Source organism: Mycobacterium sp. (assembly GCF_050701515.1).
GTDB lineage: Bacteria > Actinomycetota > Actinomycetes > Mycobacteriales > Mycobacteriaceae > Mycobacterium.
Genome location: NZ_JBOGDB010000002.1, coordinates 1 through 12,082, shown reverse-complemented (window position 1 = coordinate 12,082; position 12,082 = coordinate 1). Strand labels below are relative to the sequence as shown.

The window sequence follows — 12,082 nt, the reverse complement described above, 5'->3', positions numbered from 1 at the left end:
GAGCGTGCGGGAGCTTTTGCGTCTTTTCGCGCTGAGAGCCTACAGCGGGATGTTCTTGTGCCGGCCGCGACGGGCGGGTGCCTCGGCCAGCGCCTGAGTCAGCTTGCTGCGGGTATGCGCCGGGTCGATCTTCTCGTCGACCACGCCGATATCGATGGCGGAATCCACACCGCCGGCGAGCTTGTCGTGCTCGTCGGCCAGCTCGTCGTGCAGCGCCTCGCGCTGGTGATCGGGCGCGGCGGCCAGCTTCTTCTTGTGCAGAATCCCGACGGCGGCCTTGGCGCCCATCACCGCGACCTCCGCGTCGGGCCAGGCGAACACCTTCGTCGCACCGAGCGATCGCGAATTCATCGCGATGTAGGCCCCGCCGTAGATCTTCCGGGTGACCAGCGTGACCCGCGGAACCGAGCACTCACCGAACGCGTGCAGCAGCTTGGCGCCACGGCGCACCACGCCGCCCCACTCCTGATCCACACCGGGTAGGTAACCGGGCACGTCGACGACATTCACGATCGGGATACCGAACGCATCGCACAGGCGCACGAAACGCGCTGCTTTCTCCGCGCTTTCGGAGTTCAGGCAGCCACCAAGCCGAAGCGGATTGTTGGCCAGCACACCGACGGTCCGGCCGGACAACCGGCCGAGGCCAACGACGATCGACGGCGCCCACTTGCCCTGGAACTCGTCGAACGGTGCGTCGTCGTCGAGCAGCGCCTCCACGATCGGGTGCACGTCGTAGGCACGTCGCGCCGACTCGGGTAGCAACGCATGCAGATCGGTGTCGCCCGACTCGGCCTTGCCGCGGTCGAAATGGCCCTGCTGCCAGAACAATCCGACCAACCGGCGGCCGCGCTCGTAGGCGTCCAGTTCGTCGTCGGCGACGATGTGGCACACACCCGACTTCTTGTGGTGCGTGTCCGGTCCGCCGAGCGACGCCATGTCGACGTCCTCGCCGGTGACACTGCGCACGATGTCCGGTCCGGTGACGAACACCCGGCTCTCCGGCGCCATGATGACCACGTCGGTCAGCGCCGGCCCGTAGGCGGCGCCGCCGGCGGCAAAGCCAACGACCACAGAGATCTGCGGGACATAACCCGACGCCCGGATCATCGCCTCGAACACCAAACCGACCGCGTGCAGCGCCTTTACCCCTTCGGCGAGCCGGGCGCCGCCGGAGTGCCAGATGCCCACGATGGGACTCTGCTCCTCGATCGCGGTGTCGTAGGCGCCCACGATGTGAGCGCAGCCCTCCACACCCATCGCACCACCCATGACGGTGCCGTCGGTGCAGAACGCGATGGTCCGGACACCGTTGACGGTTCCGGCCGCGGCCAGGACGCCGGAGCGGTCGCGCTCGTGCAGCAGTTCAACGCTGTCGTCGTCGAAGAACGTGCTCAGGCGCAGCAGCGGATCGCGGGGATCCAGTGATTCGCCGACTGCCTCGGGGGCCGTGATAGTCATCGAAACCTCCTGTGGGGCCGGATATCGGGCGCTCAGTACTTCCCGAAGGCGAGCGCCACGTTGTGCCCACCGAATCCGAACGAGTTGTTGATCGCGTAGTTGTAATTGCCGGGTCGCGGCGAACCGGAGACGACGTCGAGGTCGATCTCCGGATCCAGGTTCTTCAGGTTCAGCGTTGGCGGAATAACACCGTCCCGCAACGCCAATGCGGTGAGGATGGACTCCACGGCACCGACTGCGCCGACCGAGTGGCCGAGCGCGCCCTTGGGGGCGTAAACCGCCGCCTTGTGGCCGCCCAACGCATTGTTGATGGCCTTCCCCTCGGCCACATCGCCGACGACGGTGCCGGTGGCATGCGCGTTGACGTGATCGATGTCGGTGGGGGTGAGGCCGGCCAGCTGAATCGCCCGCGTCATCGCATGCCCGGCCTGTTCACCGTTGGGATCCGGCGCCACGATGTGGAAGCCGTCCGAGGTGATGCTGGCGCCCATCAGCCGGGCCAGCGGCTGGGCGCCGCGCGCTTTGGCGTGCTCCTCGGTTTCGACCACCATCAGCGCACCGCCCTCGCCGAACACGAAACCGTTGCGATCCTTGTCGAACGGGCGACAGGCACCGGCTGGGTCATCGTTGTTGGTGGACAGCACGATTCGCATCTGCGCGAACGCCGCGATCGGCACCGCCTCGATCCTCGTCTCGACGCCGCCGCAGATCGCGACGTCCGCCTCCCCGAGCACGATATTGCGCCACGCGTGCGCGATGCCCTCGGAGCCGGAGGCGCAGGCCGAGATGGGGGTGATGACACCTGCCCTGGCCTTGCGTTCCAGCCCGACCGCGGCGGCCGCGGCGTTGGGCATGTACATCTGCACCGCCAGCGGCGACACCGCCCGCAGACCCTTCGAGCGCATGCCCTCGTACGCGAAGAGCAGTTCCTCGCTGGAGCCCATGCCGGTACCGATCGACACCATCAACCGCTTGGGATCGACGTCCGGCGACCCGGCCTCGTCCCACACGCGCCGGCTCATCACGGTCGACATCCGCTGCAGATACGACAACCGGCGCAGTTCGACCCGCGTCAGCTCGTCCTCGAAATTCTCCAAGAGATGCCCCCCGATGCGGACCGGAAGGTCGTACTCCTCGACGAACGGATCCTCAAGTTTGCGGATACCGCTATTTCCGTCCAGCAGCCTCTTCCACGTGGTATCCGCATCGGTTGCCAGGGCAGTCGTCATGGCAACGCCGGTGACGACAACATTGGGGAATCCGTTCCCCGTAGCCAACCTTGTCATGTCCTGATGGTTCCTTTCCCCCCGAACGCCTCAGTACTTGCTGAAGGCGAGCGCCACGTTGTGCCCGCCGAATCCGAACGAGTTGTTGATCGCGCACTTGTAGTCGCCGTATCGGGGCTCGCCCGCGACGACGTCCAAATCGATTTCCGGATCGGGGGTTACGTAATTCAGGGTCGGCGGGATGACGCCGTCACGCAGCGTCAGCACCGTCAGCACCGACTCCAGCGCGCCGACCGCACCGATGGAGTGGCCGAGTGCCGACTTGGGCGCGTACACCGCGGCATGCTCCACACCGGCGACCCGAATGGCGTTGGCCTCGGCGGTGTCACCGATCGGGGTGGCCGTCGCGTGGGCGTTGATGTGGTCGACGTCCTTGGGGTCCACGCCCGCAAGCTCCATCGAGCGCTGCATCGCTTTTCCGGCCCGTTGACCGTTGGGGTCGGGCGCCACCATGTGGAAGGCGTCCGACGTGATGCCGGCACCCAACAACCGGGCCAGCGGCTGGGCGCCGCGAGCCTTGGCGTGCTCCTCGGTCTCGATCACCATCAGCGCGCCCGCCTCGCCGAACACGAAGCCGTCGCGGTCCTTGTCGAACGGACGCGACGCGCCCTCGGGGTCCTCGTTGCGGGTCGACATGGCGCGCATCATCGAGAACGCCGCGATGGGCAGCGCTTCGATGCCACCCTCGACACCGCCGCAGACGGCGATGTCCGCGTCACCCATGACGATCTGCCGCCACGCGTGTGCGATGGCCTCCGAGCCCGACGAACAGGCCGACACCGGGGTCATCACGCCGGCGCGGGCGCCGAGCTGCAGCCCGATCACCGCCGCGGCGCCGTTGGGCATGATCATCTGCACGGCCAGCGGGGAGACCTTGCGGGGTCCGCCCTCGTTCATCAGGTCATAGGTCTCGACGATCTTCTCGCCGCCGCCCAGACCGGTGCCGACAACGACGGCGAAGCGATCCGGGTCGACCTCGGGCGTACCCGCGGCCTCCCAGATCTGGCCACCGAGCAGTTTGGCCATCCGTTGGACGTACGACATGCGCCGCAGGTCCAGCCGTCCCATGTGATCGTCGACGCCCTCCTTGAGGTGGCCGCCGATCCGCACGGGCAGGTCCCACTTGGTGACGAACTCGTCCTCGAGTACGTGGATGCCGCTCTCGCCTGCCAACAAGCCCTTCCACGTGCTCTCGATGTCCGGCGCGATAGATGTCGTCGCCGTGACGGCGGTTACCACAACGCTGGGGAAACCGCCGTTAGCAGTGGAAGGCTTGGTCACTTGTTCTCCGCCGCGAACTTCTCCCGCAGGGCCTCGGCAGCCTCGGGATTCTCTTCCTCGAGCTTCTGGATGTAGGCGACGACGTCACCGACGGTGCGCAGGCCGGCGAGGTCCTCGTCCGGGATCTTCACGCCGTACTTGTCCTCGGTCTGCACGGCGATCTCGACCATCGACAGCGAGTCGATGTCCAGATCGTCGACGAACGACTTCTCGACGGTCACCTCGGACGGCTCGATACCGGTCACCTCTTCGATGATCTCGGCCAAGCCGGCGATGATTTCTTCCTGAGTGGCGGGCACGGTGGCTCCTTCGTAATTGGTTGTTGCTGCACTCCGTATTTCGGAGTATTTCGGAGTTTTCTTCCGACGTTCCTATATGTGGTTGTATTCCCCGGCGAGCCGGGAATCAGGCCCGGGAGAGCTCTGCTAGCCCGTCCAGGTCAGCGGGGGACTTGACGGCATGCGTCGGCACCCCCCGAAGTTCACGCTTGGCGATGCCGGCGAGTGCGCCCGCGGGCGGGAACTCGACGATCGCGGTCACATTGAATTGCCGCAGAGTCTCGGTGCACAGATCCCAGCGCACCGGCCGGGTCAGCTGGGAGACCAGCTTGCTCATGGCGTCCGCGGCCGAGGCCACCGGTTGTCCGTCGGCGTTCGACAGCAGCGTCGCGGTCGGGCCTGAGGGCTCGGCGGGGGTGACCTTTGAAACCGCGGCGGCGTAGCCGTCCAGTGCCGAGGCCATGAAATGGGTGTGGAACGCGCCGGCGGTGGCCAGCTGGCGAACCCGTGCCTTGGCGGGCGGGTCCTCGGCGAGCTTGTCCAGGGCGGACAGGCTGCCGGCGGCCACGATCTGGCCGGCCGCGTTGCGGTTCGCCGGGACCAGGTCCAGTTCCTCCAGGCGGCCCAGCACCTCGGCCTCGTCGCCGCCGAGCACCGCGGACATGCCGGTCGGCTCGATCGCGCACGCCTTGGCCATCTCGGCGCCGCGGGTGGCGGCCAGCGCCACGGCGTCGTCGCTCGAGATCACGCCGGCGATCGCGTAGGCGGCGATTTCACCGACGGAGTGTCCGGCTACCACGCTTTCGGCGTCAGCCAGTAGGCCGCGCGTGGTCAGCTCCTGGTGTGCGAGCAGGGTGGCGGCCACGACCAGCGGCTGGGTGACGGCGGTGTCGGTGATCTCCTCGGCCGTCGCGGTGGTGCCCAGGCGTGCAAGGTCCAGGCCACTGGTCTGTGACCACGTGGAGATACGGTCAGCCGCGCCGGGCAGCTCAAGCCAATCGGCGAGCATGCCAGGCGTCTGCGATCCCTGTCCGGGAGCGAGCAATGCAAGCACGTATTTAAGAGAACACTGTGAAGACGGTTTCGCGCGGTGTAAGAGATTATGAACCTGGTCTTATATTTTTGTAGAGATTCTACAAAACAGCATGTGATGGAACTCCATCGATATCGGACCGATATGTGTTACCCGGTGCGTGGCTCCTCTTCGACCTCGGACGGAGGCGTTGCGACTCGTGTCACGGGGGGCCTTGACGTGCTGGAATGTTGCGCCTGATGGCTCAGACGGCCCACCGTCGCGGCGACTCGAAGCACATAGGCATCACGCGGCGTGGTGGGATCACGGCCGGTGAAATCGGCGATGCGCTTGAGCCGGTACCGCACGGTGTTTGGATGAACGAACAACTTGCGTGCGCACGCCTCTATGGCGCCACCGGAGTCCAGATAGGCGTCGAGGGTCTCGGTGAGCGCCGGTCCGGCGTCGGCCAGGGGCCGCATCACCTCGGTTTCCAGCGCGGCGATCGCCGTCGCGTCGCCGAGTAGTGCGCGTTCGGGCAGCAGCTCGCGGGCCGATACCGGCCTCGGCGCCAAGCTCCAGCCGGCGACGGCGTTCATCCCGGCGATCGCTTCGGTAGCGCTGCGGTGGGCCGTGGTCAGGGTGGGGGCGGTCGGGCCGAGCACCACCGGCCCGTCGGCGAAAACACCGAGGAGCTCGTCGAGAAACCGGTCCGTCACTGCCAAAGAACCGGAAACGATGGCAACCAGCCAGGTGCCGTGGATGTCCGACAATGCCGCCCGGCCGTTCCGGTTGACCACGTCGTGGACGTCCTCACTGGCCAAGTCCATGCGGTCCGGTTGCGGCAGCCCCACGATCACGGTGGCCGGCGCGGTGGCGTCCCAGTTCAGCGCCGCGGCCTGAGACTGCAGCTCCGGCCCGGTGTCGCCGCGGACCACCGCGTCGACGAGATTGGCCTCCATCCGGGTATCCCATGCGCCGCGAGCTTCGGCTTGGTCGGCGTAGGCGGTGGCCGCGGTGAACGCCAAATCCCTGCTGTACCGCAGGATTCCGGCCGTCAAGGCGGTGAGCTGCTCTTCGGAGCGGGCCAGCAGGGGCACCACTTCCTCGCAGAACTCCATGGTGACCCGCACCATCTCCACGGACTGCCGCAGCGCGATGCGGCGTCGGAGGTCCTGGGGGACCACCGCGAACGCCTGCGCGGTATAACCGACGTCGCTTTTCGGGTCGCGCATCCACTCCACGAAGTTGACCACGGCGGTCTGCACCACGAGTTGCACGCTGGCGCGCTGGGACGCTTCGAGGTCGGCGAAAAACGGCAGCCGCTCCTCCATGACGTGCACCGCCTGGGTGGCCAGCCGGCCCGAATACTGCTTCAACCGCCGCAGAACCGACTCGGGGACGGTTTCCAGGACCTCGAGCGTGGACGCCGGCGGAACGAACCGATTGTCGGGCATCCCTAAAATCTACGGCATTCTTCTGGTGGATTCCTCCAACTAGGGCGCGAGTCAGGCCACTCCTGGGTCCGACGTCTGCTCCGGCGCCGCCATCACGTCGTCGATCTTGTAGTTGCGGGCGGCCTCGACCGCCACCGATTGGTCCAGCTCGCCGTCGGAGGCCAACGACTCCAGCACCGCCACCGCCACGGACTCGGCGTCGGTGTTGAAGTAGCGCCGCGCGGCCGGCCGGGTGTCGGAGAAACCGAAGCCGTCGGTCCCCAGCGTGGCGTAGGTGTTGGGCACCCACGGCCGGATCTGCTCGGGGACTCCGCGCATCCAGTCGGACACCGCCACCGCAGGCCCGCGGGTGTCGGCCAGCGCCTGCGTCACATACGGCACCCGCGCCGAGCGGTCCGGGTGGCGCAGTTTCTCCTTCTCGATCTCCACGCCTTCCCGATTGAGCTCGCCCCAACTGGTCACCGACCACACGTCGGCGGCGACATCCCACTCCTCGGCAAGCAGGTCCGCGGCCCGGATCGCCTCCGGCATCGCCACACCGGAGGCCAGGATCTGCGCCTGTTTCGCTCGCTGCTCCGGCGCCGGGCGGTAGCGGTAGATGCCGCGCAGCAGCCCCTCGACGTTCAAATCCTCGGGTTCGGCCGGCTGCTTGTACGGCTCGTTGTAGAGGGTGATGTAGAAGTAGATGTTCTCCGGGTCCTCGCCGTACATGCGGGCCAGCCCGCTTTCCACGATGTAGGCGATCTCATGAGCGAACGCCGGGTCGTAGGAGACCACCGCGGGATTGCTGGCCGCCAGCAGCAGGGAATGCCCGTCGGCGTGCTGCAGGCCCTCGCCGACCAACGTGGTGCGCCCGGCCGTGGCGCCCAGCACGAAGCCGCGGGCCATCTGGTCGGCGGCCGCCCAGAAGCTGTCGCCGGTGCGCTGGAAGCCGAACATCGAATAGAAGATGTAGAGCGGGATCATCGGCTCGTTGTGCGTGGAGTATGACGTGCCCGCGGCGGTGAACGTCGCGGTCGAACCGGCCTCGTCGATGCCCTCGTGCAGGATCTGACCGATTTCACTTTCCTTGTACGCAAGCATCAGCTCGGCGTCCACGGAGGTGTAGAGCTGGCCGTTGCGGTTGTAGATCTTGAGGCTCGGGAACCACGAATCCATGCCGAACGTACGGGCCTCGTCCGGGATTATCGGCACGATGCGGGGTCCAACCTCCTTGTCCCGCAACAGTTCTCTGAACGTCCGGACCATGGCCATCGTAGTGGCGACCTCTTGGTTGCCGGAGCCCTTCTTCAGCGCCTTGTAGGTGTCGCGGCCGGGCAGCGAGAGAACCTTCGACTTGGTGCGGCGTTCCGGCAGGAAGCCGCCCAACGTCCGGCGCCGGTCGAGCAGGTAACGGATCTCCGGTGCGTCCGGGCCGGGGTGGTAGTACGGCGGCAGGTAGGGATTGCTCTCCAGTGCCTCGTCGCTGATGGGGATCCGAATGGCATCGCGGAACTGCTTGAGGTCTTCCAGCGCAAGCTTTTTCATCTGATGGGTGGCGTTGCGGCCCTGGAAGTGGGCGCCCAGCGAGTAGCCCTTGATGGTCTTGGCGAGGATCACGGTGGGCTGGCCCTTGTGCTCCATCGCGGCGTGATAGGCGGCGTAGACCTTGCGGTAGTCGTGGCCGCCGCGCTTGAGATTCCAGATGTCGGCGTCGGACATGTCTTTCACCAGCGCCTTGGTGCGCGGGTCGCGGCCGAAGAAGTGGTCGCGGACGTAGCTGCCGTCGTTGGCCTTGTACGTCTGGTAGTCGCCGTCGGGCGTGGTGTTCATCAGGTTCACCAGCGCGCCGTCGCGGTCGGCGTGCAGCAGCGCATCCCATTCGCGGCCCCACACCACCTTGATGACGTTCCAGCCGGCGCCGCGGAAGAACGACTCCAGTTCCTGGATGATCTTGCCGTTGCCCCGCACCGGCCCGTCGAGGCGCTGCAGGTTGCAGTTGATCACGAAGGTGAGGTTGTCCAGCGCCTCCAGGGCGGCCACGTGGGCCAATCCGCGGCTTTCCGGCTCGTCCATCTCGCCGTCGCCGAGGAACGCCCAAACATGCTGGTCGGAGGTGTCCTTGATGCCCCGGTCGTGCAGGTAGTGGTTGAACCGGGCCTGGAAGATGGCGTTCATCGCGCCCAGGCCCATCGATACCGTCGGGAACTCCCAGAAGTCTGGCATCAGCCGCGGGTGCGGATACGACGGCAGCCCGCCGCCCGGGTGGCTGTGTTCCTGGCGGAAGCCGTCCAGCTGGTCGGCGGTTAGCCGGCCTTCCAGGAACGCGCGGGCGTAGATACCTGGCGACGCGTGGCCCTGGATGAATATCTGGTCGCCGCCGCCGGGGTGGGACTTACCGCGGAAGAAGTGGTTGAAGCCCACTTCGTAGAGCGCGGCAGAGGAGGCATACGTCGAAATGTGCCCGCCCACACCGACTCCCGGGCGCTGGGCGCGATGCACCATGATCGCTGCATTCCACCGGATCCAGGCGCGGTATCGGCGCTCGATTTCCTCATCGCCGGGGAACCACGGTTCCAGTTCGGTCGGAATGGTGTTGACATAGTCGGTGGACGTGAGGGAGGGGATGGCGACCCGCTGTTCGCCGGCGCGTTCCAGCATGCGCAGCATCAGGTAGCGGGCCCGCGCCGGACCCGACCGGTCCAGCAGTTCGTCGAACGACTCCAGCCACTCGGAGGTCTCGTCCGGATCGATGTCGGGCAGGTACGACGCCACGCCCTCGCGGATCACCCGCACCCGGTCGGGTTCGGCTGCGGTGCCGGAGTTTTGGGCCAGGTCCTGGCGCGCGAACTCGGTGGTCAACTTCGGCTCCTCAGTCAGGCGGTGTAGGTGTTGTCTACCTCTATCGTCCACCTATCGTGCCGCACATGCATCGGCGGTGGTGCCTACTGGAATGATCCGCCGATCCGGCGCCCGAACCGGTAACGTCTGCAGACCGTGCTGATCGGATGGCTGACGGGCTGGCCGCGCCTGCGGATCGTCGCGCTGGTGCTGGGCAGCCTGGCCGCACTCGCAATGATCATCGTGGGATGCAGCTCCGTCACCGACGGCTCGCCGAAGGTCGACGCAAAGGAAGCACCCGTTTATCGGGCGTCGATGTCGGCATCGCTCGAGGAGTCGGCCGCCTCGTCCAGCGCGCGCGAGTCCGAGCGCCAGGCGTCGCTGACCACCGAGGCGATCCACACGTCGTGCGAGGCGCTGAGCACCAGCAGCGTGGATTCCATCACCGCGGTCAACGACTACGTCCGCGCCTTCAACGAGAATGCCGCCGACGTGGAGGCCAGAGCGGGTCCGGCCATCGACGCCCTCAACCACAGCGCCGACCTGGTCGCCCGCAGCGTGTCCGATCCGCTGGTGCCGGAATTGAAGGACGTCCTCAACGGCTGGGTCGACGCGTCCCGCGGCGTGGCGACCGCGATTGCGGGCAATTACGGGCCGGACGAATTCAACGCCGCGGTCACCCGGCTGAACGACACGAAAATGAACGCGTTGAACTTGTGCGACGCCTTATATTGACGATCTGACCGCCAGGCGTACGGCGAATGGCCGCGTCGTGCGACGATAGGGCCGAGCGCACTAGCAGGCTGAAGGAGGACAACGGTGGTCCCGGCGGCGGACGCCCCGAACTACGCCCAACGGCTGGGCATCCAAAAAGATCAGGTTGTGCAGGAACTGGGCTGGGACGACGACGTTGAGGACGACATCCGGGCCGACATCGAAGAGGCGTGCGGCGGCGAGCTGCTCGACGAGGACGCCGACGAGGTCATCGACGTCGTGCTGCTGTGGTGGCGGGACGACGACGGCGACCTGGTCGATCGGTTGATGGACGCGATCACGCCGCTGGCCGACGAGGGCGTCATCTGGGTACTGACGCCCAAGACCGGCAAACCTGGGCATGTGATGCCGGCCGAGATCGCCGAATCGGCCCCCACGGCCGGCCTGATGCAGACCTCGTCGGCCAATGTGGGTGATTGGAGCGCCAGCCGGCTGGTGCAGCCCAAGTCCAAGGCCGCGGGGAGGCGCTAGTGCTCGACGCTGGAAGCGAGGCGCCCGACTTCACGCTCAAGGACCAGAACGGCCAACCGGTCACCCTCAGCAACTTTCGGGACACCAAGAATGTGCTGGTGGTGTTCTTCCCGCTCGCGTTCACCGGCATCTGCCAGGGCGAGCTTGACGAAGTGCGCGATCACCTGCCCGACTTCGAAAACGACGACACCGCCACGTTGGCGATCTCGGTGGGTCCGCCGCCCACGCACAAGATCTGGGCCACGCAGAGCGGCTTCCTCTTTCCGGTGTTGTCCGACTTCTGGCCGCATGGTGCCGTCAGTCAGGCCTACGGCGTGTTCAACGAGAACGCCGGCATCTCCAATCGCGGCACGTTCGTGGTGGATCGGTCCGGCATCATCAGGTTCGCCGAGATGAAGCAGCCGGGGGAGGCGCGCGACCAGACGCTGTGGACCGACGCGCTGGCGGCGCTGAAGACCTGATCAACGGATTTCCGGTGCTGCGCGCCGGGCGTGTAGCCTGCGCGGCACGGGCGTGTAGCTCAGTGGTAGAGCTCTGGTTTTACACACCAGCGGTCGGCGGTTCGATACCGTCCGCGCCCACCAGTCGTTCCCAGGTCAAACCGGGGAACTGCCGTGATGGTCAACCCCCCGCTGTGCCAATAATGTGCCAATGGGTCGCCACGGTGCGCGACCGTTGAAGCTAGTCGAATCGTTGGCGGTACCGCGCGTCGGCGTCGTCGCGGACTGTCCGTGCAAAGTCAAGGGACTCCCCACGCAGATATCCGGCCACACCGAGCGCCGTGGCGATAAAGCCGGGAGCCCAGGCGGCCCACGCGGCATCGCCATCAGCGAAACCAGCGAGCCACGGCGCCAGGAACAACGCAAAACCCACAACAGCCAGGGTGAAGTAATCGCGCGTGGGGTCGGCCGCGAGCAGCGACCACATCGCGATCACTGCCGTGAAGCTACCCAACCCGACTGTAACAGCGACGGCGGCCGGGGACGGTTGCGCGACCGTGGCGCCCAGCACCACGGTTCCAAGCCCAACGACAAGCCCTGCTCTGCTGATCCAACGGGCCACAGTGCTGGGCGTTGTCTGGCTGCTGGTGTTCTCGTTGATGCCGTACACGGTCGGCGGCCTGCTGTTCAGCCATCCGACAGCGCCTAGGGCCATGGCGAGGAATCCGGCCACCCATGCTGTCCACGCGGCTGCTGGATCAGGAGTGAATCCTGCACCGAGCCAGGGCAGCAGGAACAGGAC

At 66.6% G+C, this 12,082-nt stretch carries 11 protein-coding genes and 1 tRNA gene; 4 read left to right on the top strand and 8 right to left on the bottom strand.

Translation table 11 applies throughout. The features are described from left to right. Window positions 1-39: 39 nt before the first annotated feature. From ACRDU5_RS00480 to aceE, 7 genes are all read right to left on the bottom strand, one after another. Window positions 40-1,461 carry an acyl-CoA carboxylase subunit beta gene (locus tag ACRDU5_RS00480; protein ID WP_526612260.1) on the bottom strand — a complete coding sequence of 474 codons (1,422 nt, stop codon included), beginning with the start codon at window positions 1,459-1,461 and terminating at the stop codon, window positions 40-42. Window positions 1,462-1,493: 32 nt separating this feature from the next. Further along, entirely contained in the window at window positions 1,494-2,747 is a 1,254-nt protein-coding gene (kasB, locus tag ACRDU5_RS00475) for a 3-oxoacyl-ACP synthase KasB (RefSeq protein ID WP_526612259.1), read from the bottom strand. 30 nt (window positions 2,748-2,777) lie between these two features. Continuing rightward, complete coding sequence (gene kasA / locus ACRDU5_RS00470) at window positions 2,778-4,028, bottom strand: 3-oxoacyl-ACP synthase KasA (RefSeq protein WP_526612258.1); 1,251 nt, start codon at window positions 4,026-4,028, stop codon at window positions 2,778-2,780. Then, the gene (acpM, locus tag ACRDU5_RS00465) at window positions 4,025-4,327 is read right to left on the bottom strand and encodes a meromycolate extension acyl carrier protein AcpM (RefSeq protein ID WP_526612257.1); all 303 of its coding nucleotides are present in this window, start codon (window positions 4,325-4,327) and stop codon (window positions 4,025-4,027) included. Before acpM ends, kasA begins: the two co-directional genes overlap by 4 nt. A gap of 106 nt (window positions 4,328-4,433) precedes the next feature. After that, window positions 4,434-5,360 (bottom strand): ACP S-malonyltransferase, encoded by a 927-nt coding sequence (locus ACRDU5_RS00460; RefSeq protein WP_526612256.1) that lies wholly within the window; start codon window positions 5,358-5,360, stop codon window positions 4,434-4,436. A 128-nt stretch (window positions 5,361-5,488) separates the two neighbouring features. Continuing rightward, the gene (locus ACRDU5_RS00455; RefSeq protein ID WP_526612255.1) at window positions 5,489-6,775 is read right to left on the bottom strand and encodes a PucR family transcriptional regulator; all 1,287 of its coding nucleotides are present in this window, start codon (window positions 6,773-6,775) and stop codon (window positions 5,489-5,491) included. A 51-nt stretch (window positions 6,776-6,826) separates the two neighbouring features. Beyond that, on the bottom strand, window positions 6,827-9,616 hold the full coding sequence (gene aceE, locus ACRDU5_RS00450; protein ID WP_526612254.1) for a pyruvate dehydrogenase (acetyl-transferring), homodimeric type: 2,790 nt from the start codon (window positions 9,614-9,616) through the stop codon (window positions 6,827-6,829). A 135-nt stretch (window positions 9,617-9,751) separates the two neighbouring features. On the opposite strand from aceE, the gene ACRDU5_RS00445 reads away from it, so the two are divergent. From ACRDU5_RS00445 to ACRDU5_RS00430, 4 genes are all read left to right on the top strand, one after another. After that, window positions 9,752-10,330 carry an Rv2240c family protein gene (locus tag ACRDU5_RS00445; RefSeq protein ID WP_526612253.1) on the top strand — a complete coding sequence of 193 codons (579 nt, stop codon included), beginning with the start codon at window positions 9,752-9,754 and terminating at the stop codon, window positions 10,328-10,330. 84 nt (window positions 10,331-10,414) lie between these two features. Further along, complete coding sequence (locus tag ACRDU5_RS00440; protein WP_526612252.1) at window positions 10,415-10,840, top strand: DUF3052 family protein; 426 nt, start codon at window positions 10,415-10,417, stop codon at window positions 10,838-10,840. After that, complete coding sequence (locus ACRDU5_RS00435; RefSeq protein ID WP_526612251.1) at window positions 10,840-11,301, top strand: peroxiredoxin; 462 nt, start codon at window positions 10,840-10,842, stop codon at window positions 11,299-11,301. The genes ACRDU5_RS00440 and ACRDU5_RS00435 overlap by 1 nt, the downstream gene beginning before the upstream one ends. Before the next feature lie 48 nt (window positions 11,302-11,349). Beyond that, a tRNA-Val gene (locus ACRDU5_RS00430) sits at window positions 11,350-11,424 on the top strand. 97 nt (window positions 11,425-11,521) lie between these two features. Here the strand turns inward: ACRDU5_RS00430 and ACRDU5_RS00425 are convergent. After that, a partial coding sequence (locus tag ACRDU5_RS00425) for a hypothetical protein (RefSeq protein ID WP_526612250.1) occupies window positions 11,522-12,082 on the bottom strand: 561 nt, incomplete at its 5' end.

Excerpts from the sequence above, each read along its gene's own strand:
- ACRDU5_RS00480 (WP_526612260.1), bottom strand. The coding sequence starts at position 1,461 with ATGACTATCACGGCCCCCGAGGCAGTCGGCGAATCACTGGATCCCCGC.
- kasB (WP_526612259.1), bottom strand. The coding sequence starts at position 2,747 with ATGACAAGGTTGGCTACGGGGAACGGATTCCCCAATGTTGTCGTCACC.
- ACRDU5_RS00455 (WP_526612255.1), bottom strand. The coding sequence starts at position 6,775 with ATGCCCGACAATCGGTTCGTTCCGCCGGCGTCCACGCTCGAGGTCCTG.